Origin of the sequence: Nocardia pseudobrasiliensis NBRC 108224, assembly GCF_001613105.1 — a bacterium.
Taxonomy (GTDB): Bacteria; Actinomycetota; Actinomycetes; order Mycobacteriales; family Mycobacteriaceae; genus Nocardia; species Nocardia pseudobrasiliensis.
The window spans coordinates 70,533-96,363 of sequence record NZ_BDBS01000002.1 but is presented as its reverse complement, the minus strand read 5'-3'; the positions used below and the strand labels follow the sequence as shown (position 1 = coordinate 96,363).

The following is a 25,831-nucleotide window of genomic DNA, read 5'->3' as shown; positions in this document are numbered from 1 at the left end:
TCGGACCGCAGGGCGGATCTCATGCGCGCTCGCGCGGGTCCAGGACGACCTGGGTGCCCGGCATTGCCGCGACCTGCAGGGTGCGCAGGCGCAGCAGGGTCGGGTTCTCCTCGAGCAGGCGGGCGGTGTTGGCCAGCGAGCGCAGGGCCGCCGCCTCGGCGCGGGCACGCTCGAGGTCGGCGCGGCCGCGCTCCTTGGCCAGCACGGTCTCGAGTGCCGCGCGGCGCAGTTCGCCCGGCAGCATCAGGTCGCGGGCGCGCACGCTCGATACCTGAATGCCGAGATCGCCGATGGCGATTGCCACCTCGTCGGCGCCCGACAGCAGCGACCGATCGGCGACGAGCTCGTCGAGGGTGTGCGCCGCGACCTTGTCGCGCGCGGCCTCCTGCACGGCCGCGTACAGCACGGTCTCCGGGTACTGCGCACCGACGGTGAAGGCCACCGGATCGGTGACCACCCAGGACGCGATGAAGCTGACCCGCAGCGAGAGGCCGTCGCGGGTGAGGAGTTCCTGGCCGGTCACCTGGGTCTGGCGCGGGCGCATATCGACCGTGACCAGCGTGTCGCGGCGCTGGTCGTAGCGGTGACGGCCCGGCTCGAGCACCGTGTCGAGCTTGCCGTCGCGATACCGCAACGTGCGCTGCCAGTCCATGACTGTTACGTGCATAGTGGAACTCCTTCCCCCACAATTGAATTCGGCACGGATACGCCCTGCTCCGATCACGACGAAGCGGCGGGGGCGTCCCCCGCACGAGGCGGGGAGCCCGCAGAGCCGCGACACCGCTGACGACCGGAACAGGGCGCACCGGACAAGGAATCGAACCTCGACAGACGTAAAAGGTCTGCGCCAACCCGAATGGCGTGGCCGCCCCTGACGTGGGAACGCGGGCCGGAGATTCCGGTGCGCCCTACGAGACGACCGAGAACAACGGTAGAGCGCACACGGTCGTCCGCGCGAGCCATTTTCCGCGGCTGACGCTCAGCCGGGCCGCACCTCGAGATAGAGCGCCAGCGCGGAGATGAAGATCAGCAACAGGATGACCGTGGATGCCCGCGGGCGGCCGCGCGCGGGTCGGGTGTGCGGCCGCAGCCAGCCCGAATCGACCATGCCCTCGGTCCGCCGACCCCGGGCGCGCACGAAATCCGGGGCATCGCCGGAGTCGGAGCCGGAGGTCTGATCGTTGCTGCGATCGTCGCCGCGGTGTTCGTGCATGGCGGCCCACGCTATCCGGACCGGGGTGCGAGCGTGCGGAATTCGGGCCGCCCACCGAAGATCTCGAACATTTCCCCCAGCCTTATCCGCCCGGCCGCACCTGTAGATAGAGAACGAGCACCGCCACCCACGCCATAACCAGCAGCATGGTGGAGATGCGTGGCCCGCCCAGCAGCTTGCGTGACCACAACCGCCGCGAACGAGGCCGGTCGGCGTCGGGGGTCGGTTCGGCCGTGGACACCGTGAAGACGCCACGGTCCGCGGGCAGGCCGTCCCCCAGGATCACCTCGTCGTCACCGAGCGCCATATCCTCACGGTACCCGGATAGGCGTTGTCAATAAACGCAGATCAGACAGCTCGGATAGATGCGACTAATCCGGTCGAGCGTCCTCATCGGACGACCGTACCCGAACCATTTCCCGCGCAATCGTTCTCGACCCACCCGCCTCAGTACCGATCGTCCGGCGGCGGCTCGAAATCCCAATCCGGCGGCGGTTCGTGATCCCAGTCGTCCGGCGCTGGCGAAACGTCGTTCGGAGAGGGAAGACGAGAGGCCGAAGCTGGCGAAACGTCGTTCGACGAGGAAAGACGAGAGGCCGAAGCTGGCGAAACGTCGTTCGACGAGGAAAGACGAGAGGCCGAAGCTGGCGAAACGTCGTTCGACGAGGAAAGACGAGAGGCCGCCGACGACGTGCCCTTGGACGAGGAGACACGCGAGGGCGCTGCGGCCTCGGATGAGGGGGAACCCGAGGACGACGCGTCCTCGGTCGTAGCGAAACGCGAGGTCGTTGTGGCGCTTCGACTGCCCGACGCGGAGCGGGACTTGGCGGGGCGTGAGGGTGGGGCGTCGGCGCTCTCGGCGACCGTTTGCAGGACGCCCTCGCCGTATTTGGCGCGCTTGTTCTCGCCGATGCCGCTGATGGCGCCCAGTTCGGCGAGCGTGGTGGGCTTGCGGGCCGCGATATCGCGCAGCGTCGCGTCGTGGAAGACGACGTAGGCGGGAACGCCCTGTTCCTTGGCGACCGAGGCGCGCCAGGCCCGCAGGCGCTCGAACAGGTCGGCATCGCCGGGGGCGAGTTCGGCGGCCGCGCGGGAGGTTTTGGAACGGGGGGCCTTCGCCGCCTTGACCCGCTCGGGCTCGCGGCGCAGCATCACCTTGCGACCGCGGAACAGGACCTCGTCGCTGTCCTCGGTGAGGGTGAGTACGCCGTATTCGCCGTGCACCGCGAGCAGGCGCTGGGCCAGCAGTTGGCGAATCGCGCCGCGCCACTCAGTATCTCGCAGGTCGGCGCCGACGCCGAATACCTTGAGCTCGTTGTGGCCGTGCTGCACGACCTTCGGACTGGATTTGCCCAGCAGGATATCGATGAGATGCCCGGCCCCGAAACTCTGGCCACGTTCACGTTTGAGCCGCAGCACCGTCGAGAGCACCTTCTGCGCCGCGACCGTACCGTCCCAGGATTCGGGTGGATTGGCGCAGGTGTCGCAGTTGCCGCAGGATTCGCCGCGCTGACCGAAATAGGCCAGCAGCTGGGTGCGGCGACACTGGACGGTCTCGCACAGCGCGAGCATGGCGTCCAGATGCAGCTGCAGTTGCCTGCGATGGGCCGCATCGCCCTCGGAGTTATCGATCAGCTTGCGCTGCTGCACGACATCGTTGAGCCCATAGACCATCCACGCCGTGGACGGCAGCCCGTCGCGCCCTGCGCGGCCGGTCTCCTGGTAGTACCCCTCCACCGATTTCGGCAGATCCAGATGCGCGACGAAGCGGACATCGGGCTTATCGATGCCCATGCCGAACGCGATGGTCGCGACCACCACCAGCCCGTCCTCGCGCAGGAAGCGCGCCTGATTGGTCGCGCGCGTGCGATTGTCCAGGCCCGCGTGGTACGGCACCGCGGGAACGCCGTTGGCGGACAGGAATTCGGCGGTCTTCTCCACCGAATTGCGCGACAGGCAGTACACGATGCCCGCATCGCCGGGGTGTTCGGCCTGGATGAAGGCGAGCAGCTGTTGCTCGGCCCGATTCTTCGGCTCGATGCGGTACTGGATATTGGGCCGGTCGAAGCTGGCGACGAAATGCCGTGCGCCGGTGAGGTCCAGGCGTTCGGCGATCTCCTTGCGGGTGGCCTCGGTGGCGGTCGCGGTGAGCGCGATGCGCGGCACATCCGGCCAGCGCTCGTGCAGCACCGACAGCGCCAGATAGTCGGGCCGGAAGTCGTGGCCCCACTGCGAGACACAGTGCGCCTCATCGATGGCGAAGACCGAGACCTTGGCGCGGTCGAGCAGTTGCATGGTCGATTCGAGCCGCAACCGCTCCGGAGCCAGATACAGCACATCCAGTTCGCCGGAGAGGAATTGGGCCTCGACCTCACGCCGCTGATCGGGAAACTGGGTGGAGTTCAGGAAGCCCGCACGCACGCCCAGGGCGGTGAGCGCGTCGACCTGATCCTGCATGAGCGCGATGAGCGGTGAGATCACCACGCCCACACCGGGCCGCACCAGCGCCGGAATCTGATAGCACAGCGATTTACCGCCGCCGGTCGGCATGAGGACCAGCGCATCACCCCCGGAGACCACCTGCTCGACGATCTCGCGCTGCAAGCCACGGAAGGTGTCGTAACCGAACACCCGCCGCAGAACCTGGTGCGCCGCATCGGAATTCGCGCCGGAACCGGACTGGTCGGCGGTTGTCTCGAGCGTCTCGGGGGAAGTCACCCTGGCCATCCTACGGATCTGCGGCGTGCGCGAAAGGGCCTCGCGCACAGCCGCACCCTTTATGGAAAACAAGTCTCATTCGCGCACGTAGTAGCGCAGCGTGCCGTAGGCCGTCACGGCCGCGAACACGATGCCCACCGGCACGATCGTCATCGCCACGATCAAGATGTCGTCGCCGGTGATGCGCGGAAACACCTTGGAGGCGAACAGATCACCCAGCGCCCGATCGATCACCAGCGGCCGCGCGGCCAGCAGTCCGAGCAGGGCCAGCACCGAACCGGCCAGGGCGGCGGCGACCGCCTCCAGCAGGAAGGGCAACTGCGTGTACCAGCGGGTCGCGCCGACCAGCCGCATGATGCCCACCTCCGTCCGCCGGGTGAACGCCGCGATCTGCACCATATTCGCGATCAGCAACAGCGCCGCCAGCGCCTGCAGCACCGCCAATCCGAAGGCCGCGTTGCGCAATCCGTCGAACAGGCTCACCAGCCGGTCCACGATGTCCTTGTCGTTGCGCACGAAACCGACTCCGGGACGGCCCTGGAACTTCTGGAAGATCCGCGGATACTGCGAGGCGTCTGTCATCTTGACCCGCAGCGAGGCGGGCAGCGGCGACTGGCTGACGTATTCGGCCAGTTCCGGCTGATCCTTGAACGTCTTCTCCTTGGCCTCGTGGATCGCGTCCTCACGATTGAGGAACTGCACCGTCACCACGCCCGGCGTCGCCTTCAGATCCGACAGCAGCGTTTTGCACGGATCCTTGGAACAGTCCTGATCCGAGGCGGATACATCCTCGGTCAGATACAGCCGGACCTCGAGCCGGTCCAGGAAATACTGCTCTGTCTTGTCGGCCATCCGCACGGCGAGCAGACCGCCGCCGACCATGGTCAGCGAGACCGCGATGGTCAGGATCATCGCGATGGTCATGGTGACGTTGCGGCGCAGGCCGTTGAAGACCTCGCCGAACAGGAAGCTGGCCCGCATTACCGGCCCACCCCGTACACGCCGGTGGCCTCGTCACGCACGAGCCGCCCGCGATCGAGTTCGACCACGCGCCGGCGCATGGCATCGACGATGTGGTTGTCGTGGGTCGCCATGAGCACCGTCGTACCCGTGCGATTGATGCGTTCCAACAGCGTCATGATGTCCTGACTGGTCTCCGGGTCGAGGTTGCCGGTGGGCTCGTCGGCGAGCAGGACCAGCGGCCGGTTCACGAACGCGCGCGCGATCGCCACGCGCTGCTGTTCACCACCGGACAATTCGCTCGGTAGTCGATCCGCCTTACCGGACAGATTGACCAGATCCAGCGCCTCGGGCACCGCGCGGTTGATGAATTTGCGATTCTTGCCGATCACCTCGAGCGCGAACGCCACGTTCTGCTCGACCGTCTTCTGCTGCAGCAACCGGAAATCCTGGAACACGCAGCCGATGCGCTGGCGCAGCTTGGGCACCCGGCGACCGGGCAGCCGATCGACCCGGAAATCGGCGACGTGCACCTCACCGGAGGTGGGCCGTTCCTCTTTCAGCAGCAGTCGCATGAACGTCGACTTGCCCGATCCGGACGGTCCGATGATGAAGACGAACTCGCCCTTGCCGACCTCGACGGAAACATTGTCCAGCGCGGGTCGCGTCGAGGTCTGGTAGGACTTGGTGACGTTCCGCAACGTGATCACGGGGAGCCAGTGTAGCCAGCGAATCGGTGAGTTCGCGCCGCGCGCACTGCCCGACGCGAATTGTCACAGTTACGCCACAGCCAACTTACCGGTCCGGCCCGCCCGAAATCACGGACTTCGTAATGGTATTCGTGAATGGCGAATAGCCCTGATGCTCCGGAGTAGTCGGCTTGACGAAGACATAAAGCACGAACGTGACGACCCACACGGCAACCAGGATCGTCGTGGACCTACGCGTTTTCACTCAAACCCTCCCGACGCAGGGCGGCGGCCACCCGTACACGCAGCTCCCGCCCTACCTCGAATTGTTTGCCCGGCAATGTGCGGGCAACCATCCTGATGTTCATCTGATCGACCGTGAGGTCCTCGAGGCCCATCACCGTGGGCTCGTCCAGCAGCAGCGAATTGAGCTTGCGGTCCTGGAACGCCTTGGTCCCCACGTCGTGCAGGATCTCGTTGACCTTGGTGATATCGGCGGTCGCGGGAACCGGCACGTCGATCGCGGCGCGCGCCCAGTCCTTCGACAGATTGGTGACCTTCACGATCTGCCCGTTCGGCACGGTGATCACCTCGCCGTCGGCATTGCGCAGGGTGGTGATCCGCAATGTGACGTCCTCCACCGTGCCCTCGGCCGGATCGGGCTGGCCGGTGACCGCGATGCGCACCACATCACCGAAGCCGTACTGCCTTTCGGTGATGAGGAAGAAGCCCGCGAGCAGATCCTGCACCACGCGCTGCGCGCCGAAACCGAGCGCCGCGCCGAGCACCGCGGCGGGCGCGACCAGGCCGCCGACGGTGAAACCGAAGCGCTTCAACACCTCCAGGCCCACCAGGAAGTAGACGATCGACAGCACCACCCAGGTCAGGACCTGGGCCAGCGCGTGCCGATGTTTGGCCGCCTCCGAGCGGACCAGTGAATCGCTGCTCTGGAACTGGGCGTCGATCTTGCGGGTGATGCGATCGCGCACATAGGTCGCGAAGCGACTGAACAGCATCACACCAACGATGTACAGCACGACCTCGAGACCGTTGCCGCGCAGCCACATCAGCAGGCTGACCGAGTCACCGCTGAGGGCCGCGAACTGGAGGGTCATCGACTCACCCGCCACGGCGCCCGGTGGGGACCGGCCGGAATCGTTCTGCCACCGAAATACACGTCAGACAGGCTACTACGCGAACCCGGTCCATCACACGTTGTGATTGCGCCGTGATCGGCGGCGTGGCGACAGCGCGAATCGACTGAAAACCATTGCATACGATGGCTGTACCCGTTATATGTGGCTCTTTGCGAAATTACTGTTCGGCGCCCTGCCGCATGCGCCAACGGATTCCCTCTTCGATGAAGCTGTCGATATCGCCGTCGAGCACCGAGCTGGGGTTGTTGACCTCGTAGTTGGTCCGCAGGTCCTTCACCATCTGATACGGGTGCAGGACGTAGGAGCGCATCTGGTTGCCCCAGGACGCGCCCTCGTTGGTCTTGAGCGCGTCGAGTTCGGCCCGCTCCTCCTGCCGCTTGCGCTCGAGCAGTTTGGCCTGCAGCACGCGCATGGCCGAAACCTTGTTCTGCAGCTGCGACTTCTCGTTCTGACAGGTCACCACGATGCCGGTCGGGATATGGGTGAGGCGGACCGCGGAGTCGGTGGTGTTGACGCTCTGACCACCCGGGCCCGAGGAGCGGTACACATCGACGCGGATCTCGGACTCGGGGATGTCGATGTGGTCGGTCTGCTCGACGACCGGCAGCACCTCGACCTCGGCGAAGGAGGTTTGGCGGCGGCCCTGGTTGTCGAATGGGCTGATCCGGACCAGGCGATGGGTGCCCATCTCCACCGACAGGGTGCCGTAGGCGTAAGGCGTCTTGACCGCGAAGGTGGCGCTCTTGATGCCCGCCTCCTCGGCGTAGGAGGTGTCGTAGATCTCGACGGGGTACTTGTGGCGCTCGGCCCAGCGCACATACATGCGCATCAGCATCTGTGCCCAGTCGGCGGCGTCCACGCCACCGGCGCCCGAGCGGATGTTGACCAGCGCCTCGCGCTTGTCGTACTCGCCCGACAGCAGTGTGCGCACCTCCAGCGCCTCGACATCGGCGTGCAGCGCGGTGCGTTCGGCGTCGGCCTCGGCCAGGGCCGCGGCCTGCGCCTCACCCTCCTCGCCCTCGGCGAGCTCGTAGAGCACGGGCAGATCGTCGAGGCGCTGGCGCAGGTCGGTGACCCGGCGCAATTCGACCTGGGCGTGGGACAGTTCGCTGGTGACCTGCTGCGCGTGTTCCTGGTCGTTCCACAGGTCCGGATCGGCGGCCTGCTGCTCGAGTTCGTCGATCCGGCGGCGCAGCTCGTCGATATCCAGCACCGACTCGACGGTCTTGAGGGTGGTGTCGAGTTCGGCGAGATCAGCGGAAACGTCAGGATGCACGATGCTCCAATCTACCGGTCGCCGTGGTCTGCGGTGAAATACGACAAGCCCGGGAGCTGCCTCAGCCCGAAACGGCGCGCAATCCGCCGGGGCGGCGACCGATCAGCGTGTCGAGCGCGGCCGCGGTGGCGTCGTCGGCCGGTAGGTCGACCAGGATGTGCTGATCGTCGTCGGCGGACAGTTCCAGCCGTTCGTAGGCCAGGCGCAGCGGGCCCGCCTCCGGATGGTTCATGCGGGTGATGCCGTTGCTGTCGGGGAATCCGGCGATCAATTCCATCCGGTCGGCGAATTCCCTTCCGGCGGTGAGGGTCAGCTCGTCGATCAGCGCTTGCACCATCGGATTGGACCGGTACGGGCCCTGTTTGAGGGTGGCGACGGTCTTGTCGGCCTTGTGCTCCCAGTCCGGATAGGTCTGGCGGGCACGCGGGTCGGTGAACAGATAACGCGGGAAGTTGGCGGGCAGGCCCGCGTCGAGCTGACCGCTGGGGCCGACCAGGCGGCGATAGCCGTCGGTGCAGGCCAGCACCTCGCCGAGGCGGTTGAGCACCGCGGCGGGCGCGGGTTCGAGCTGATCGAGCAGGGCCTGGATGGCCGGGCGCACAGTGCGATTGGGTTGTGGGGTGCCGTTGCAGCTGAAGCCCGGTTCGGCGCCCTTGGCCAGGCGGTGCAGGTGGACGCGTTGGGCCGGGGTCATGGCCAGCGCGTCGGCGATCGAGGTCAGTACGGCCGCGGAGGGGTGGCGGTCGCGGCCCTGTTCGAGGCGGGTCAGGTATTCGACGCTCACACCCGCCAGGGTCGCCAGCTCGGCCCGGCGCAGGCCCGGGGTGCGGCGACGCGGACCTGCCGGGAGGCCGACCTGCGCGGGGGTGGTCCGCTCGCGTGCGGTGCGTAGGAATACACCCAGATCGTTATCGCTCACGCTGTGACAGTACGTCGGCGCGTGGAGTGCGAGGGTGGCCCTGTCACTACCACTCTCGGTGCGGCCTCCCCGGGTGATCGTTCGCGCGGCAGAGTCTGATGCGACGGCCGAGCGGTCGTCGTCAGAACTCTTCAGGAGGACGAAATGTCCAGTACCACATTGCGTCTCGCGGTTGTCATCGCCAGTGTGCGGGACGGGCGATTCGGGCCCGTGGTCGCGAGTTGGTTCGCCGAGCAGGCGCGCCGCCACGACGGGTTCGAGGTGGATGTGATCGATCTGGCCGAGGCGACGGTGCCTGCCGAACTGCCCGCGGTGCCGCTGATGGCGCAGCCGGATCCGACGCGTCCGGCGGGCATGGTGGATCTGACCCGGCGGTTGGGGGCGGCCGATGCGGTCGTGATCGTGACGCCGGATATCAATCGGAGTTTCCCTGGTTCGCTGAAGAACGCGATCGACTGGCATTTCGCCGAATGGGATCGCAAGGTCGTGGGGTTCGTCGGTTACGGCGGCGGCAGCGGCGGGCTGTACGCGATCGGGCAGCTGCGTGAGGTGCTCAGCGAACTCAATGCGCACACCGTGCGGAACTATGTGTCGTTCCCGCGCTATTTCGAGCTGTTCGATGCCGAGGGCCGGTTGCACGCTCCGACCGGACCGGAAGCGGCGGCGGCCTCGATGCTCGATCAACTCTCGTGGTGGGCCCGCGCGGTCGCCGACGCCCGGGCGATCGCGGCCTGAGCCCGGCCCTCAGGAGACCTTCAGATTTTGAGGCTATCCTTATCGACAATTTCGGCTATCCGAAACATGCAGGTCTCGGAGCGAACAGGAGTTGTCATGGGATACACGGCCGAGCAGCGCCAGGGCGCATGGCTGGAAGCGATCGCGGTGGTCGAGGCCCTCCGAGCGGGCGACAAAACCCTCGCCCGCCAAGTCCTGGCCACCAGCCCCCACCCCGGCCCGGCCCTCGACGGCGTCCTCCGCCTGACCTCGGTCCTTTTACACAGCATCCCGCCCACCCAAATAGACAGCCTCCTCACAGTCGCCTACCGCTCAGCCCCACCCCCACCGATCCCCCACCCGCCTCACCTGCCGTAACCCTTCGCTGCGCTCAGGGAAACAAGAGGGCGAGCCGCTCAGGGAAACAAGAGGGCGAGCCGCTCAGGGAAACAAGAAGGCGAGCGCTCAGGGAAACAAGAACGCGAGCACTCAGGGAAACAAGAAGGCGAGCCGCTCAGAGCATTGAGAGTCGGCGCTACCGCCCGAGCGATGCCACCTCGTGTCCTGAGCACAGCGAAGGGCTACTGCCGCCTGAGCGATGCCAACTCATGTTCCTGAGCGGAGCGGAGGGGCGACTATTCGCGGCGCGGGACGGCCTACCCCCTGTCCCTGAGCGGAGCGAAGGGTCAATAGGGTTGGGGGGTGACCGAGTATTCGCGGGAATTGGAATTGGCGTTGGGGTTGGCCGATGAGGCTGATGCGATTACTCGGGGGCGGTTCGGGGCGTTGGATTTGCGGGTGGACAGTAAGCCGGATCTGACGCCTGTGTCGGATGCGGATCTGGCGGTGGAGCGGGCGCTGCGGGACGTGTTGGGGCGGGAGCGCGGTGGGGATGCGGTGTTGGGGGAAGAGTTCGGTGGGGCGGCGGAGTTTTCGGGACGGCAGTGGGTTATCGATCCGATCGATGGGACGAAGAACTTCGTGCGGGGGGTGCCGGTGTGGGCCTCGCTGATCGCGTTGCTGGAGGACGGGGTGCCCGTGGTGGGGGTGGTGAGTGCGCCCGCGCTGGGGCGGCGTTGGTGGGCCGCGCAGGGGGGCGGGGCGTGGAGTCGGTTCGAATCGGATGCGCCGCGGGCCGTTTCGGTTTCGGGCGTGCGTGAGATCGGGGCCGCGAGTCTGGCGATCTCGAGTTTGTCGGGGTGGCGGGATCTCGGTCTGCGCGATCGGTTGATCGGGCTCACCGACGAGGTGTGGCGCACCCGCGGATACGGCGACTTCTTCAGCTACTGCCTACTCGCCGAGGGCGCGGTGGATATCGCCACCGAACCGGAGGTCTCGCTGTGGGATCTGGCCCCACTCGACATCCTGGTCCGCGAGGCGGGCGGCGTCTTCACCGCACTCGACGGAACCGCGGGCCCGCACGGCGGCAGTGCGGTGGCCACCAACGGCCTCCTGCACGATGAGGTGCTGTCGCGACTGCGGCGCTGATCTCATCCGAGATGCCGCATGCGCGGCCACATACTCGCCCACGATTCGCGCGGCGTGCACACGGCCAGCGGCGCGTCCTGCTCGTCGTTGTCGATGCCCAGACCGTTGTCGATATGACCCGCGGACCGCACGTCCGCGCAGAATCGGGTGAGTAATTCGCCGCGTATCCCGACCGTCAGCACGGGCGTGGTCCCTGGCGGCGGCCCCCACCACCAGTACGCGTTGTGCACGCTGTACGGCGTGGGCAAATCGTATGCGGCCCCGAACCGTTCGAGGGCCCCGGCCTCACCGTAATTACCGGTCAGAATCCCCACCCCCGGAGCATGCCGCGCCCGCGCCTCGGCGACCTCGCGAACGAACCGCGGCCATCCGACGGTCTCGCCCGCGTCGTAGTTCACCGCCAGCACGGGTGAATCCCGCAATACCGAGATCGGCAACACCGGCAGAAACAGCACGGCCGAGGTGGCGATCTGCACGACGAACCCGAAACCCACCGCCGCCCAAACCTTCCGATGCGCCCCCAACCACGCCGCCAGCGGCACCGCCCCGGCCGCCAGCAGCGGCGGATACATCCCGCCCAGGTAGTAGGCCTTCCCACCGGCCACCACGAACACCAGGAAAAGCAGCACATACGCGACCGCGAGGGCTCGATATCGCGGCTGCCGCCACAATCGCCACAACCCGGCCACCCACAGCGGCGACGCCAGCACCCCCATCAAAACCAGCTGCAACACAACGAAATCCAGCCGCGAATTCGAGGTCCCCGACGAGCCGCCCGCGATGGCCCGACTCAACTCCCACTGCGGCCACCCATTGCGCGCCTGCCACCACAGATACGGCGCCCAGATCAACACCGCGATCCCGACCGCCAATGGAAAATACCTGGTGACGAACACTTTTCGCGGACCGACCAGCAACAGCGCACCCACCAACGCCGCCACCGCGAATATCAGCAGCACCTTGTTCGACAGGCCGATACCGGTCAGCACCCCGACCGCCAGCCACCATCGCGGATCCCCGCCCTCCCGCAACAGCCGCAGCACCACGACCACGATCGCCGACCACACGGCCAGATCGAATGCCGTGGTACCCAACATATGTCCCGCGGCCAGCACCAACGCGGATGAGGCCACCGCACCCGCGGCAAGCGCCTGAGCGCCACGCCCGCCACCGAACTCGCGAGCCATCCACCCGGCGCACAGCACCACCGCGACCATCGCCACGATCGCCGGAACCCGCAGCAGCACCAGCGAATTCGGATCGATCGCCGCCACGGCCCGCGCCACCAGCGGCGTCAGCGGCGGCTGATCGGCATATCCGAAGCTCGGATGTCGCCCGGCCGCGAGGAAGTACATCTCGTCCCGGTGATAGCCGTACCGATCGGCGAACGCCGCCAGCACGACAGCGAAAACCGCTGCGACCCAATACATTATCAGCCCGCGAGCTCGCCCACGAGTACGATCAGATCCCGTTCCGCCCAGGCCGTCTCGACCCTGAATCCGGCCTCGGTGAGCCAGCGCACCTGATCGGCGGCCGCGCTGGGCTTGTCGTAGTCGCCATCGATGGGCGTCACGACATCGGCCGGATCAACGGGAATCACAATGTCGCCCAATACGAACCGACCGCCCGGCGCCAGACCCGCCGCCACCCGCCGGAACAGCGCCGCCTTCTCATCACCGTCGAGATGATGAACAGCCAACGCCGAGACCGCCAGATCGAACGGCCCCTCCGGCAACCGGCCCTGCAACCGCCCCACCCACAGCACGGTCCCCTCCGGCAGCGCCGCCCGCGCGTGCCGCAGCATCTTCACACTCGCGTCGATTCCGACCAGTCGCGCATCCGGATACTCGGCCAGTACCGCGGCGGCGGTCACGCCCGTGCCGGTGCCCAGATCCAGCACCCTTTCCACCCCGTCCGCTCCCGCCGCGGCCGCGCGTACCGCGTCCTGCAGGCGCGGATAAGCCGGGACCTCCTCGGCCATCAGCTGCGCGTAGTTGTCCGGATCGAAGTGGAACTGCCCCATTTCCCAGACGCTATCCGGTGTCCGTCGGCAACGGGACCGTTACGGTCGTGAATTCCCGGCGATAACTAGGACAGCGCAGGTCATCATGCGATTTGGACGGTTCGCGCCGGTCGTGTGTAAGCTGCCGCTCGACGGCGTTCTTACTCTGGAGTAAGATAGACTTACTCGACAGTAAGATGATGCTGGGACCGATCACCCACCACCCGAGAAGACTGGTGATTATGAGCACTCGAGACACCGCAACGAAGCGACGTCCGGATTCGGCGGTCGGCTTGAATCCGCAGAAGCGCGATTGGATGGGCGCGGCCATGCGGGTCATGACGACCATCACCGGGTCGGAGCTCGCCGAGAAGTACAAACTGCGCAAGCCCATCGAACGCATCACCTACGAGGGCACCAAGACCGGCTTCCGCACCCTGGGTGCGGCCACCCGCGCGTTCGGCAAGGTCACCGGCGGCGGCAAGCCGAAGCGGCTGCCCGCCAACGAGTCTCGCATCAAGGACTACTTCGATCTCACCCCGAGCGACGATCAGAAGATGATCGTCGAGACGGTGCGTGAGTTCGCCGCGGAGATCCTGCGCCCGGCCGCCTATGACGCCGACAACGCCGCCAAGGCTCCGCGCGATCTGCTCGAGCGCGCCGCCGAACTGGGCATCACGCTGATCAACGTGCCCGAGGAGCTCGAGGGCGCGGCCGCCGAGCGCGGCGCGGTCACCAATTCGCTGGTCGCCGAGGCGCTCGCACACGGCGATATGGGTCTGGCGCTGCCGATCCTGGCGCCCTCGGGCGTGGCGGTCGCGCTGTCGCAGTGGGGTACCGACGCCCAGCAGAAGACCTATCTCGGCGCCTTCACCGGCGAGAACGTGCCGCAGTCCTCGGTGGTCATCGCCGAGCCGCGCGCACTGTTCGATCCGTTCGCACTGCAGACCAAGGCCACCCGCTCGCCGAGCGGTTACCGCCTCAACGGCGTCAAGAGCCTGGTCCCGGCGGCGGGCGATGCGGAACTGTTCATCGTCGGCGCCGAACTCGACGGCCGCCCGGCGCTGTTCATCGTCGAATCCGACACCCCCGGCGTGGTCATCGAGGCCGATCCGAGCATGGGTCTGCGCGCGGCCGGTCTCGGCCGGTTGATCCTGGACAATGTCGCGGTATCCACCGACGCGATTCTGGGCGAGGGCGATACCGCCCAGCACGCCGAGGATTACGCCGACGCGGTGCGGCTGGCCCGCCTGGGCTGGGCCTCGTTGGCCGTCGGCACCGGACAGGCCGTGCTGGACTACGTGATTCCGTATGTGAAGGAGCGCGAGGCGTTCGGCGAGCCGATCGCCCACCGTCAGGCGGTGGCGTTCATGGTCGCCAATATGGCGATCGAGCTGGACGGCCTACGGTTGATCACGCTGCGCGGCGCGTCGCGGGCCGAGCAGGGCCTGTCGTTCGCCCGCGAGGCCGGTCTGGCCAAGAAGTTCGCCGCCGACAAGGGCATGCAGATCGGCCTGGACGGTGTGCAGCTGCTCGGCGGCCACGGTTTCACCAAGGAGCACCCGGTCGAGCGCTGGTACCGCGATCTGCGGGCCATCGGCGTGGCCGAGGGCGTCGTACTGGTCTGACCCGACTTCACTTACGGAGACTTCCCATGATCAATCTCGAACTCCCCAAGAAGCTGCGGGCCAGCGCCAATCAGGCCCATCAGGTCGCGCAGGAGATCTTCCGCCCGATCTCGCGCAAATACGACCTCGGCGAGCACGAGTACCCGGTCGAGCTGGACACCATGGCCGCCATGGTCGAGGGCCTGGCCGACTCGGGCGCGCAGGACGTGTCCGGTGCGACCGGCGGCCGCAAGGCCAAGGAGGAGGGCGCCGCGCCCGACGAGCACGCCACCGAGCTGCTCGGAAACTCCAACGGCGGCAATATGTCCGCGCTGCTGAACGCCCTGGAGACTTCCTGGGGCGATGTCGGCCTGATGCTGTCGATCCCCTACCAGGGCCTGGGCAATGCCGCGATCGCCGCGGTGGCCACCGATGAGCAGCTGTCGCGCTTCGGCAAGGTGTGGGCCGCCATGGCCATCACCGAGCCGTCGTTCGGCTCCGACTCGGCGGCCGTGTCCACCACCGCGGTGCTCGACGGTGACGAGTGGGTTCTCAACGGCACCAAGATCTTCGTGACCGCGGGCTCGCGCGCCACCCACATCGTGGTGTGGGCCTCGGTCGACAAGACCAAGGGCCGGGCCGCCATCAAGTCGTTCGTGGTGCCGCGAGATGCCAAGGGCCTCACCGTCGCTCGCCTCGAGCACAAACTGGGCATCAAGGCCTCCGACACCGCCGAGCTGCGTCTCGAGGACTGCCGGATTCCGAAGGACAACATCCTCGGCAGCCCGGAAGTCAACGTGGAGAAGGGTTTTGCCGGGGTCATGCAGACCTTCGACAACACCCGCCCGCTGGTGGCCGGTATGGCCGTCGGCGTCGGCCGCGCCGCCCTCGAGGAACTGCGCAAGATCCTGTCCGAGGCCGGCATCGAGATCGACTACGACAAGCCCGCCAACGACCAGCACGCCGCCGCCGCGGAATTCCTCCGCCTGGAAGCCGACTGGGAGGCCGCCTACCTGCTGTCGCTGCGCGCCGCCTGGATGGCCGACAACAAGAAGCCCAACTCCCTCGAGGCGTCGATGTCCAAGGCCAAGGCCGGCCGCATGGGCACCGACGTCACCCTCAAGGCTGTCGAACTGTCCGGCACCATCGGCTATTCGCAGCGCACGCTGCTGGAGAAGTGGAGCCGGGATTCGAAGATTCTGGACATCTTCGAAGGGACGCAGCAGATCCAGCAGTTGATCGTGGCCCGGCGGGTGCTGAATCTGTCGAGCGACAAGCTGAAGTAGTAAGCGGTACAACGGAACCGGTGCGAGTCCCCTTCAGGACTCGCGCCGGTTTCTCGTTCGTTCAGACGTGCGATCAGCGACGATCAATTGGCAGAAATATCGCGGATGGTATCACCGATCTTCGCGCCTTCGAACCTTTCCGGGAGCAACCCCAGTTCTCTTCAGAGGGCGAATAAGATTCTTGGACACCCTCGGTCCGGCGTGTCACCATTTCGTCATCGCATATTCGGCGATCGCGACTGCTGTGGTGATCGCTGGATTCTTCAGCGGCGCAGTCGGTTCGGCGGAGAGCGCCGTAGCGACAGCGGTGCCCGAAGAGCACCCGTACCACCTGAAGATGACGATCACCGGCCCTAATGTGGTGGGGCAGGCGGACACTATTACGCAGACGGGCGATTGCGTTGGCTATCCAACGGCCGAACGTATCGGTGTCCGGATCGATGGACAGGATTACGCTTCGTTTGCCACCAATAGTTGTGATTCTGGCGAGTGGGGACAAACCGGCTGGACACCGCTCAGTTCGGGAGACCACACGCTGCTGGCTTACATCACGATAAGCGGCGAGTTGGTTGACTCGCTGTCGACGACCGTGACAGTCGGCACCGCTCCGCGATAGTGACCCGAACAGCGCGCATCCCACCGGGGCCATTCGAAACCCGTTGAAACGCGCCCCGGTTTCTCGTTCGTCAGGGGTGGGCTCGTTATCCGATGCGCAGGCAGGAGCTGCCGGTGTTGATGCCCGCGCCGCTCACCTCGATGCTGATGTACTGGCTGGACGTGTACTGACCCGGGATGGACTGGATGGCGATCAGGTTCTGCTGGCCCTGTCTGGTTGGTGTCCAGGTCGCGGTGACGGTCTTGGTGTCGGGGTGGAAGACGGCCTCGCCGGGGATTCGTTCGCCGTTGCCGGGAATGACACCGCCGGCGAGCATGAAGAACACCGTGCCGGTGGGGACGTCCGAATCGGTGACGTCGGCGGTGACCGTGTATTGGCATCCGGTCAGGAGACCGTCCGGTCCTGCCGCGACGTGCACGCCGGTCACCTCCGCATGAACGGGCGCTGCCACCGCAAGCAGGGCGGCCGCTGTCGCTGCCATGGTTGTCGCGCTCGCGGCGACCCGGGAAATCGATCCGTGCATCGTAGTCCCTCCTGCTGACGTCGAAGTAGAACGTCTCGAATGGTAACAATCGCCCGGAATGCGGTCGAACGGCCCGAAGTGGTAAGCGGTACAACGTTCTTTCGTAACGACTTCGTCGCCGCGGCGATGTGACCAGCGAACGCCGGATGCGGGAGGGGTCATGACGATCGACACGGGACCGAGATCGCGCAAGACTTCGCCGGAATGGCGGGCCGCCCTTCTCGAGGCTCGCCTGCTTGTGGGCATTGCCGCGGCCTTGGCGGTCTTCGGGGGCGGGGTGATGGCGTTCAGTTATGACGCGGCGCCGGGCGACCCCCTCTGGCACGTTCAGACCCTGCCGGTCATCAAACCCATGCCGGTGGTCCGCGCACCGCTGCCGACGCCGCGTCCGCCTCAGCCTCGGCTTCGGGAAGCGCGAGGTCATGAGCCCGCGGCGACACGGCCGTATTGAGGCAGGGCCCTCGTCGGGTCGGGCTATGGTCTAGGGACGCATGACGCAATGAACATTCCGGCGGCCGGTCCGAGACGAGGTGGTCGACGTATGAGCGTTCTGGTTCGGGTTATGGGTGTGGTCGGGGCGGTATTGGCGGCGGGGATGTGGGCGCCGATGGGGGCGGCGCAGGGGGAGCCGGGTGGGCGGACGGCTTCGGTGCTGGCGTTGACGGTGGCTCGCGGACCGTCGCTCGAGCAGGCTTCGTCGCAGCGCGTCGTATTTCTGATCTGTGCGCCGATCGTATGGGGGACGCATCCGAAAGCGGCGGCGGCCTGTGCTGAATTGACCACGGCGGGTGGGGATTTCACCAAAACACAGGGCGAGCCGCTGCGGGTCTGCACGCAGGAGTACGACCCGGTCACGGTGGCCGCGGACGGGACGTGGAGCAACACGACGGTCCGCTATCGCCAGACCTTCCCCAATGCGTGCGCGGTGGGCGGAAACAGCGTGGCGGTCTTCGATTTCTGACCCGCATCGATCACGGACAGGTCAGCTCGGCCCGGATCGGATTGTGGTCGGACAGCCCACGCACATCCTCGACGATCACCTCGGAGGCGGTGGCGCCGAGCGTCGCGATCACCGTCCTCGTCGTACCAGTTCTCGGCATGTACCCGGTGCAATACATTCCAGGTCACCACGGAAATCACGGCGGTACCGTAACGACCCGACCCCGGAATCGAAACCGTCACGGCACCAGCAGATACCACTCCGCGAAGTTGCCCTGCAGCGGCCAGCTGCCCGCCATGACCTTGGCCGGACCGGTTCCCACCCACAGATCGGCGGTGACGGTTCGGCCGGGGCCGGCGCCGGTTTGCACATAGACGTCGTCGGTGCGCAGGCCCGCCGAACCGAGCCAGCCGAACCGCACGTGGTTGCCGCAGGGGCCGCCGAGGTAGCCCCTCGGGGTGACGTGGGCCAGGACGTGGCCGGGGCGGGCGGGCGCGGCCTCCAGAGCCACATCGATCGCGCCCGCGCAGAACTTCGCCTCGCCGAAGGTGTTGAGCGTGGTGCCGATCGGGGTCAGTTGCGGGAGCGGATCCGCGTGCGCCGGGGCGCCTGCCAGGGCCGACAGCAGCACCGCGATCACCGCCGACACCACTCCCACCAACACTCGCCGCGCCCTCATCGGTTCGATACCCCTTCCCACGTAACAACATTCGCAGCCGCGCATACCGCACGGCCGTCACCCATATTCACCAAAAAACTGCGCGGGCGCAGGAATGTTTAGGCTGACCTAAACCGCAATCGCGCCGAGTTGGCCGGATTTGTGTATCTCCGGTCACAGCCGGCTGCTAGCGTCCACAGCACACGACCCCGGCGGTACGGTCGTGCGGAAACAGGTGGCTCGGAGGTTGGCGAGATGTTTTCTGGCTTGAATGGGTTGCAGCGCAAGGTAGTTCATGTGGCGGAAGCCTTGCGGGGGGTGGATGTATTACGCCAGCGGGGGTTCATCAATCTGCTCGATCCCGGCGAACTGCTGCAGACGGTCAAGGAATCCAAAGTGCTGGGTCCCCAGGCGACGGCCGTGCGGCACGCGGCCCGGGTCTGGCCGGAGCGCACGGCCCTGATCGACGAGCGCGGCGCGATGAGCTATCGCGAACTCGACCAACGCTCCACCGCCCTGGCGCGCGGACTGAAGACCATGGGCATCGCACCGGGTTCGGTGATCGGAATCCTGGCGCGTGATCACCGCGGACTGCTGCTGGCGATGGCCGCGGCGGGCAAGCTCGGCGTTCGCCTGGCCCTGATGAACACCGGCTTCGCCAAACCGCAGTTCGCCGAGGTGTGCGAGCGCGAGAAGGTGCGCGCGGTCCTGCACGACAGCGAATTCGTCGGCCTGCTCGACGCCCTGCCCCCGCAGCTGCCGCGCGTGCTGACCTGGGTGGACGAGAATGCCGAACTGCCCGACGGCGCGGTCACTCTCGACGAACTCATCGGCGCGAACTCCACCGACGAGCTGCCGCTGCCGGATAAGCCGGGCGGGTTCATCATCCTCACCAGCGGCACGACGGGTCTGCCCAAGGGCGCCGCCCGCAAGACCACCTCCCCGCTGCAGACCGCGCAGATCATCGACCGCATCCCGTTCCCGCATCAGGGCACCTCGATGATCGTCTCGCCGATCTTCCACAGCACGGGCCTGGCGACCTGGCTGGTCAATGTGGGCTTCGGCAATACCATCGTGCTCACCCGCCGCTTCGACGCCGAGAAGACGCTGCGGCTACTCGCCGAACATCGCGTCGAAATGCTGGTGGCCGTGCCGACCATGCTGCACCGCATGGTCGAACTCGATCCGGCGATCCGGGGCAAATACGATCTGTCGGCCCTGAAGACGATCCTGCTGGCCGGTTCGGCGCTGTCGCCGGAGCTGACGATCCGCGCCACCGAGGCCTTCGGCCCGGTGCTGTTCAATCTCTACGGCTCCACCGAATGCGCGGTCGCCACGGTCGCGAATCCGACCGATCTCGCGCTCACCCCGGGTAGCGCGGGCCGGGCGCCGGTCACCTGCGAGGTGGCGCTGTTCGACGAGAACGATCGCCGCGTCCACGGTCAGGGCGTGCGCGGGCGCATCTTCATCCGCAACATCCTGTCGTTCGAGGGGTATACCGACGGCCGCAACAAGCAGGTCATCGACGGCTACATGTCCTCCGGCGATATGGGCCATTTCGACGAGCACGGGCTGCTGTTCGTCGACGGTCGCGATGACGACATGATCGTCTCCGGCGGCGAGAACGTCTTCCCGCAGGAGGTCGAGAATCTGCTGCTGCAACGACCCGACGTCTCCGATGCCGCGGTGGTCGGCGTGGACGATACGGAATTCGGCAAACGCCTGCGCGCGTTCATCGTGCCCGAGTCGGGCGTCACACCCGACGGCGAGGAGATCAAGGCCTATGTCAAGGGCAATCTGGCTCGCTACAAGGTGCCGCGCGAGGTGGTCTTCCTCGACGAACTCCCCCGCAACGCCACCGGAAAACTCCTGCGTCGCGAATTGATCGAGTATCCGGCGCAATGATGCGAACGTCACCGAGCAATCGGTGAGTTATAACGCTACTGTCGGTTACAGAGACGCTGACCACAGCGGAAGCCAGGTGCTTGCTAGGGTTAGCGCTGCACTGGATCTCGATGTTGCGGTCCGCCAGCCACCGGCGGTATCGCGGAAGGTTGTACCTATGTCAACTGCCCTTCCGTCAGCAAGCACTGCGCTCCGGAAAGCCGGAGATCTCGCTCTGGGTGTCAATGCCATGCGCAAGCGCGGCCTGTTCAACCCGCTGCGTCCGGATCATGCGCTGCGCTCGGCGCTGAATGTCGGCAAATACGGCCCGTTCGCGGGTGTCCTCATGCACTCCGCGCAGATCACGCCGAATGCGGCCGCGCTGGTGGACGAGCTCGGTGAGATGACATTCGCCGAGGTCAACGCGCAGTCCAATCAGCTGGCCCGCGGGCTGGCGGCGCAGGGGCTGCGGCAGGGCGATGTGGTGGCGCTGTTGGCGCGCGACCACCGCGGCATGGTGCTCGCGCTCACCGCGACCGGCAAGCTGGGCGTGCGCGCGGTGCTGATGAACACCGGCTTCGCCAAACCGCAGTTCGCCGATGTGGCAGCCCGCGAGAAGGTCAAGGCGGTGCTGCACGACAGCGAGTTCGTGGAGCTGATGAGCGCGATCCCCGCGGCTATCCCGCGCGTGCTGACCTGGGTGGACGAGCAGGACAGGGTCGACCCGTCGACCCCGACGCTGGAATCGCTGAGCGCCGGACAGTCGCCCGATCCCGTGCCGACCCCGGAGAAGCCTGGCGGCATGATCATCCTGACCAGCGGCACCACCGGCACCCCGAAGGGCGCGCCGCGCGACAAGGTCAGCCCGTTCATCTCCGCGCAGTTCCTGGACCGGATTCCGATCCCGCGCAACGGTTCCATGGTGATGGCCGCGCCGGTCTTCCACGCGACCGGCCTGTCGCAGTTCACCCTCGGCCTGGCCCTGGGCAATCGGATCATCTTCCAGCAGCGTCGCTTCGACCCGGAGAAGACGCTGGCCAATATCGCCGAGTTCAAGGCGACCTCGCTGGTCGTGGTGCCGACCATGCTGCAGCGCATGCTCGACCTGCCGCAGGAGACGCTGAACAAGTACGACATGTCGTCGCTGAAGATGATCTTCGCCGCGGGTTCGGCGATCCCGCCGGACGTGGTCACCCGCAGCCTGGACTACTTCGGCGATGTGCTCTACAACGTCTACGGTTCCACCGAATGCGCGATCATCACCGTGGCCACGCCCGAGGATCTGCGCATCGCGCCGAGCACCGCGGGTAAGCCGCCGGTCGGCATCCGCCTCGCGCTCTACGACGAGAACCGCAAGCGCATCACCGCGACGAATGTGACGGGCACGATCTTCATCGAGAACGCCCACTCCTTCAAGGCCTACACCGACGGCCGCACCAAGGAGACCGTCGACGGCCTGATGTCCTCCGGCGATGTCGGCCATTTCGACGAGCACGGCCTGCTGTTCATCGACGGCCGCGACGACGACATGATCGTCTCCGGCGGCGAGAACGTCTTCCCGCAGGAGGTCGAGCACCTCATCGCCAACCGGCACGATGTCCTCGAGGCGGCGGTCATCGGCGTCGACGACCGGGAGTTCGGAAAGCGCCTGCGCGCCTTCGTCGTTCCCGGCCCGGAATCCGGACGCGACGCCCAGGAGATCAAGGATTACGTCAAGGCCAACCTCGCCCGCTACAAGGTGCCGCGCGAGGTGATCTTCCTGGACGAACTGCCGCGCAACGCCACCGGGAAACTGCTGCGCAAGCCGCTGGCGGAAATGGAAGTCGCGGCCGAGTAGATTCCATCCGGAATCATGCTGTGATAGCGGGAATTACGGCGTAAACCGTCGGCTATCATCAGCGCGTGCTCATCGACTCCGGCCGATCCCCGGCCCGCGACACGGCGGCGGCGCGCACGCGCCCGGTTGCCGAGGCGCGGTTGCGCGGGGCATCGGCCGGATCGGTTTCCGGGGCGCTTTCGGTGGCCGCGCACGGCTGGGCCTCGGGCGGGATGCCCGTATCCTCCGGCACCGTCGCGCTGCTCGTGGCGGGCGCGGCCGTGATCGGCACGCTGGTCACGAGTGTGGGGACGCTGCGCGACACCGCGATCGGTCTGGTCGTGGCCCTGCTCGGCGGACAACTGCTCGGCCACACCGCGATGTCGATCGGCATGATGCATATGCCGCACGCTCGATCGCTGTGGACCCCGGCCATGCTCGGCGCGCACGTGGCCGCGGCGATCGGCGCGGCCGTGGTGATTCTCGGCGCGGAGGCCGCCTACCGGATCGTCACCGGCGTCCTGACCCGGGTGCTGCCGGGGCTACTGGGCACCCCGGAGATCTGCGGCCCCGCACTCGCGCGGATCGGTCATCGCGATCGGGTCGTCCTGCGCGTCCTCGCCGCCGACACCTTCCGCACCCGCGGTCCGCCGCTGCTCGTTCGAGTCTGATTTCACCCGATACCCGTTCGTATCAACAGAATTCGTCAACACTCGCGTCCCGGCGGCTGCCGCCCGGGATGTCCGAGGGCTGTTTCGGCGACGGATCCTTCGAACGGGTGCCCTCGAACAGGAGCACCACCCTTGAGCATCATCGATGACCCGGTCGCCACACCGTCCCTGAAACCGAAATCGCGGTCCCGCAGCGCAGTGCAGGCGCTGGCCATGCGACTGCACTTCTATGCCGGTGTCTTCGTGGCGCCGTTCGTCCTCATCGCGGCGCTGACCGGCGCGCTGTACGCGATCTCGCCCACGCTGGAGTCGATCGCCAATCGCGATCTGCTGCACGTCGATTCGACCGGACCCGCTCGGCCCCTGTCCGAGCAGATCGCCGCGGCGACCGCGATTCGGCCCGACCTCGCCCTGGCCGCGGTGGCCCCGGCGCAGGACCCCGGCGACACCACGCGGGTGATCTTCACCGATCCGACGTTGGGCGAATCCGAGCGGCGCGCGGTATTCATCGATCCGGCCGACGCGCGGCCGGTCGGGGACGCGGTGGTGTACGGCAGTGCGGGCGCGCTGCCCATGCGCACCTGGATCGATGTGCTGCACAAGGATCTTCATCTGGGTCAGCCGGGGCGGCTCTACAGCGAACTGGCCGCGTCGTGGCTGTGGATCATCGCGCTCGCGGGGCTGGCGCTGTGGTGGCGGCGGGTGCGCTCGCGCCGCGAGCGCGGTTCGGCGGGCTGGCTGCTGCGGCCGGATCGCTCCCGCGACGGCCGCGCGCGGACGATGAATTGGCATGGCGCCGTGGGGATGTGGGTGCTGCTGCCAGTACTGTTCCTGTCCGCGACGGGTATGACCTGGTCGACCTACGCGGGTGAACATGTCGACGCACTGCGTGCGCAGCTGAGCTGGACCACGCCCGTGGTGAGCAGCGCGCTGCCCGGATCGGCCGCACCCGCGCCCGCGGACGGCGAACACGCCGAGCACGGCGGCGGGCATCGCATGGGCGCACCGGTTCCCGCCGATCGGGCGGCCGAGGTGGACAAGGTCCTCGCGGTGGCGCGCGGGCACGGCGTCGAGGGTCCGCTCGAGATCTCGGTTCCGGCGAAGGACGGGGTGGCGTTCGTGGCCAAGGAGCGCCGCCTGCCGGGTGTGCTGACCCAGGACGCCATCGCGATCGACGGGGCGACCGGCGATGTCGTCGACACCCTGCGCTACCGCGACTGGCCGCTGATGGCCAAGCTCACCAACTGGGGTATCGCGCTGCATATGGGCATCCTGTTCGGCCTGGCCAATCAGGTGCTGCTGCTGATCACGATGATCGCCCTGATCACGGTGATCGCGCGCGGATATCTGATGTGGTGGAAGCGGCGGCCGACCCGCTCCGGCAGCGCCCTCGCACTGGGCCGGGCCCCGCGGCGAGGCGCATTGCGGCGCACGCCGATTCGTATCCTCGCCCCGCTGGCCGCGGGTGCGGTTCTCATCGGATGGTTCGCGCCGCTGGTCGGCTGGAGTCTGCTGGGCTTTCTGCTCGTCGATGTGATCGTGGGGTCTGTGCGGCGGCGACGCGAGGCAGCCGCGGCCTAGCCCGCCGCGATGCGGCCGTGGTCCATCTCGACCGCGTCGCCACCGCGTTGTTTCGCGCGATACATCGCGGTGTCGGCGCGCTGCAGCAGATCCTCGAGTATCCGGCGCGGGCGAGCCTGACGCGCGGCCGCTATGGCGAATACGGCCGCGCCGATACTCGCGGTGACGGCCACCGGCACCGTCGAGTCGGCAATGGTCCGGCGCATTCGCTCCGCGATGGTGTGCGCGTCCGTACCGGGCAGGCGGCCGAAGACAGCGAATTCCTCGCCGCCGATGCGGGCGATGACGGCGTCGGGCGGGGCCGCCAGGCGTAGACAATCGGCAGTGCTACGCAGCACTTCATCGCCGACGACGTGACCCCAGCGGTCATTGACGTCCTTGAATCGATCCAGATCGATCATGATCGCGTAGACCGGTTCGGGACCGGACCGATCGATCACGGCCGCGGCGTGGAACTCGAGTCCTCGTCGGCTCCACAGCTTCGTCAAACCGTCGGACAGCAGATCGGTCCACAGCAGCCAGTAGTTGAACTGCATTCCCGGCAGCAATACCGCGTTGACGATGACGGCCACGACGATCGCGGCCACGGCCATCGGCATGGTTCCGGGCGCGAGATGCGGTATCGCGGCCGCGATGACGCATGCCATCGACCAGGCCGCATGCGCGGCGAGCACCTTCGCGCTGTGCAGAAATACGCAGTAGATTCCGGCAACCACCAACAGGTAGACCGCGGCGCCCTTGGCCAGATAGCTGTCGCTCACCAGGCACAGGACACCGAGAAACAGATCGGTGACCGCGATCGCGACGGCCGATTCGACCTTGTCCGGCCACGGCGGGAACAACCAGCGCACGGTCCACCAGGCGGATACGGCCACGCAGAGCAGCGCGATCGTGTGACCCGCAGGACGGTCGGAGGTCTCGGCGGACAAGGCGACCGCGATGGTGACCGCCAATCCGATCGCCCCACCGGAGCAGACCACCGCCCGCATCGCCGCGAGCGCGGAGTGGGAGGCGATCGTCTTCACCAGCAGATGCTGACGATCACCGTCGTGCCACCAGGACCGAACCAACTCTCGATAATCCATGCGACGACCCCTGTGCTCAGCGGTACGC

The 25,831-nt window shown here is 66.9% G+C and carries 26 protein-coding genes; 11 read left to right on the top strand and 15 right to left on the bottom strand.

Annotation, left to right across the window (positions count from 1 at the left end):
• Positions 1-19: 19 nt before the first annotated feature.
• From NP4_RS01690 to NP4_RS01650, 10 genes are all read right to left on the bottom strand, one after another.
• Positions 20-667: a slipin family protein gene (locus NP4_RS01690; protein ID WP_067990747.1), complete on the bottom strand. Its 648-nt coding sequence runs from the start codon at positions 665-667 to the stop codon at positions 20-22.
• Positions 668-979: 312 nt separating this feature from the next.
• Complete coding sequence (locus NP4_RS01685) at positions 980-1,213, bottom strand: WLR motif membrane protein (protein WP_067990745.1); 234 nt, start codon at positions 1,211-1,213, stop codon at positions 980-982.
• Between the two features lie 82 nt (positions 1,214-1,295).
• The gene (locus tag NP4_RS01680) at positions 1,296-1,520 is read right to left on the bottom strand and encodes a WLR motif membrane protein (RefSeq protein ID WP_067990742.1); all 225 of its coding nucleotides are present in this window, start codon (positions 1,518-1,520) and stop codon (positions 1,296-1,298) included.
• Between the two features lie 140 nt (positions 1,521-1,660).
• Positions 1,661-3,931: a DNA helicase RecQ gene (gene recQ / locus NP4_RS01675; protein ID WP_444980110.1), complete on the bottom strand. Its 2,271-nt coding sequence runs from the start codon at positions 3,929-3,931 to the stop codon at positions 1,661-1,663.
• A gap of 75 nt (positions 3,932-4,006) precedes the next feature.
• The gene (gene ftsX, locus NP4_RS01670) at positions 4,007-4,912 is read right to left on the bottom strand and encodes a permease-like cell division protein FtsX (RefSeq protein WP_067990737.1); all 906 of its coding nucleotides are present in this window, start codon (positions 4,910-4,912) and stop codon (positions 4,007-4,009) included.
• Positions 4,912-5,601, bottom strand: coding sequence for a cell division ATP-binding protein FtsE (ftsE, locus tag NP4_RS01665; RefSeq protein ID WP_062506480.1), 690 nt, complete (start codon positions 5,599-5,601; stop codon positions 4,912-4,914). The genes ftsX and ftsE overlap by 1 nt, the downstream gene beginning before the upstream one ends.
• Positions 5,602-5,686: 85 nt before the next feature.
• Positions 5,687-5,809 carry a hypothetical protein gene (locus tag NP4_RS43570; protein WP_484193543.1) on the bottom strand — a complete coding sequence of 41 codons (123 nt, stop codon included), beginning with the start codon at positions 5,807-5,809 and terminating at the stop codon, positions 5,687-5,689.
• A gap of 22 nt (positions 5,810-5,831) precedes the next feature.
• Positions 5,832-6,695 carry a mechanosensitive ion channel family protein gene (locus NP4_RS01660; protein WP_067991916.1) on the bottom strand — a complete coding sequence of 288 codons (864 nt, stop codon included), beginning with the start codon at positions 6,693-6,695 and terminating at the stop codon, positions 5,832-5,834.
• A gap of 199 nt (positions 6,696-6,894) precedes the next feature.
• Positions 6,895-8,013 (bottom strand): peptide chain release factor 2, encoded by a 1,119-nt coding sequence (gene prfB, locus NP4_RS01655; protein ID WP_067990736.1) that lies wholly within the window; start codon positions 8,011-8,013, stop codon positions 6,895-6,897.
• A 61-nt stretch (positions 8,014-8,074) separates the two neighbouring features.
• Positions 8,075-8,932 carry a helix-turn-helix transcriptional regulator gene (locus NP4_RS01650; RefSeq protein ID WP_067990733.1) on the bottom strand — a complete coding sequence of 286 codons (858 nt, stop codon included), beginning with the start codon at positions 8,930-8,932 and terminating at the stop codon, positions 8,075-8,077.
• A 144-nt stretch (positions 8,933-9,076) separates the two neighbouring features.
• On the opposite strand from NP4_RS01650, the gene NP4_RS01645 reads away from it, so the two are divergent.
• The gene (locus NP4_RS01645) at positions 9,077-9,667 is read left to right on the top strand and encodes an NADPH-dependent FMN reductase (protein WP_067990731.1); all 591 of its coding nucleotides are present in this window, start codon (positions 9,077-9,079) and stop codon (positions 9,665-9,667) included.
• A 681-nt stretch (positions 9,668-10,348) separates the two neighbouring features.
• Positions 10,349-11,134, top strand: a complete 786-nt coding sequence (locus NP4_RS01635) for an inositol monophosphatase family protein (protein WP_067990726.1) — start codon at positions 10,349-10,351, stop codon at positions 11,132-11,134.
• 2 nt (positions 11,135-11,136) lie between these two features.
• Here the strand turns inward: NP4_RS01635 and NP4_RS01630 are convergent, their stop codons facing one another.
• Both NP4_RS01630 and NP4_RS01625 read right to left on the bottom strand, forming a co-directional pair.
• A complete protein-coding gene (locus tag NP4_RS01630) occupies positions 11,137-12,564 on the bottom strand; it encodes a glycosyltransferase family 39 protein (RefSeq protein ID WP_067990723.1) in 1,428 nt (475 codons plus the stop codon).
• A 2-nt stretch (positions 12,565-12,566) separates the two neighbouring features.
• Positions 12,567-13,157 (bottom strand): class I SAM-dependent methyltransferase, encoded by a 591-nt coding sequence (locus tag NP4_RS01625; RefSeq protein WP_067990721.1) that lies wholly within the window; start codon positions 13,155-13,157, stop codon positions 12,567-12,569.
• A 215-nt stretch (positions 13,158-13,372) separates the two neighbouring features.
• Between NP4_RS01625 and NP4_RS01620 the strand changes: the two genes are divergently transcribed.
• The 3 genes from NP4_RS01620 to NP4_RS01610 all read left to right on the top strand — a co-directional run bounded on the left by NP4_RS01620 (position 13,373) and on the right by NP4_RS01610 (position 16,645).
• A complete protein-coding gene (locus NP4_RS01620) occupies positions 13,373-14,764 on the top strand; it encodes an acyl-CoA dehydrogenase family protein (RefSeq protein WP_373863803.1) in 1,392 nt (463 codons plus the stop codon).
• Between the two features lie 26 nt (positions 14,765-14,790).
• Complete coding sequence (locus tag NP4_RS01615) at positions 14,791-16,029, top strand: acyl-CoA dehydrogenase family protein (RefSeq protein WP_067990718.1); 1,239 nt, start codon at positions 14,791-14,793, stop codon at positions 16,027-16,029.
• 181 nt (positions 16,030-16,210) lie between these two features.
• Positions 16,211-16,645 (top strand): hypothetical protein, encoded by a 435-nt coding sequence (locus NP4_RS01610; RefSeq protein WP_147287815.1) that lies wholly within the window; start codon positions 16,211-16,213, stop codon positions 16,643-16,645.
• Between the two features lie 85 nt (positions 16,646-16,730).
• Here NP4_RS01610 and NP4_RS01605 read toward each other — a convergent pair whose 3' ends face one another.
• Positions 16,731-17,168 carry a hypothetical protein gene (locus NP4_RS01605; RefSeq protein ID WP_067990714.1) on the bottom strand — a complete coding sequence of 146 codons (438 nt, stop codon included), beginning with the start codon at positions 17,166-17,168 and terminating at the stop codon, positions 16,731-16,733.
• A 160-nt stretch (positions 17,169-17,328) separates the two neighbouring features.
• On the opposite strand from NP4_RS01605, the gene NP4_RS40575 reads away from it, so the two are divergent.
• Positions 17,329-17,619, top strand: a complete 291-nt coding sequence (locus NP4_RS40575) for a hypothetical protein (RefSeq protein WP_147287814.1) — start codon at positions 17,329-17,331, stop codon at positions 17,617-17,619.
• Between the two features lie 90 nt (positions 17,620-17,709).
• Positions 17,710-18,129 carry a subtilase-type protease inhibitor gene (locus NP4_RS01600; protein ID WP_067990712.1) on the top strand — a complete coding sequence of 140 codons (420 nt, stop codon included), beginning with the start codon at positions 17,710-17,712 and terminating at the stop codon, positions 18,127-18,129.
• Between the two features lie 217 nt (positions 18,130-18,346).
• Here the strand turns inward: NP4_RS01600 and NP4_RS01595 are convergent, their stop codons facing one another.
• Complete coding sequence (locus NP4_RS01595) at positions 18,347-18,787, bottom strand: hypothetical protein (RefSeq protein ID WP_147287813.1); 441 nt, start codon at positions 18,785-18,787, stop codon at positions 18,347-18,349.
• A gap of 234 nt (positions 18,788-19,021) precedes the next feature.
• On the opposite strand from NP4_RS01595, the gene NP4_RS01590 reads away from it, so the two are divergent.
• From NP4_RS01590 to NP4_RS01575, 4 genes are all read left to right on the top strand, one after another.
• On the top strand, positions 19,022-20,671 hold the full coding sequence (locus NP4_RS01590) for an acyl-CoA synthetase (protein ID WP_067990709.1): 1,650 nt from the start codon (positions 19,022-19,024) through the stop codon (positions 20,669-20,671).
• Between the two features lie 157 nt (positions 20,672-20,828).
• Positions 20,829-22,487, top strand: a complete 1,659-nt coding sequence (locus tag NP4_RS01585) for an acyl-CoA synthetase (protein ID WP_067990706.1) — start codon at positions 20,829-20,831, stop codon at positions 22,485-22,487.
• Positions 22,488-22,552: 65 nt separating this feature from the next.
• Complete coding sequence (locus NP4_RS01580) at positions 22,553-23,137, top strand: hypothetical protein (protein ID WP_082875435.1); 585 nt, start codon at positions 22,553-22,555, stop codon at positions 23,135-23,137.
• Between the two features lie 213 nt (positions 23,138-23,350).
• Positions 23,351-24,718 carry a PepSY-associated TM helix domain-containing protein gene (locus NP4_RS01575; RefSeq protein WP_082875494.1) on the top strand — a complete coding sequence of 456 codons (1,368 nt, stop codon included), beginning with the start codon at positions 23,351-23,353 and terminating at the stop codon, positions 24,716-24,718.
• Here NP4_RS01575 and NP4_RS01570 read toward each other — a convergent pair.
• Complete coding sequence (locus NP4_RS01570) at positions 24,715-25,803, bottom strand: GGDEF domain-containing protein (protein ID WP_067990704.1); 1,089 nt, start codon at positions 25,801-25,803, stop codon at positions 24,715-24,717. The two genes, NP4_RS01575 and NP4_RS01570, sit on opposite strands and share 4 nt — an antisense overlap.
• Positions 25,804-25,831: the final 28 nt, after the last annotated feature.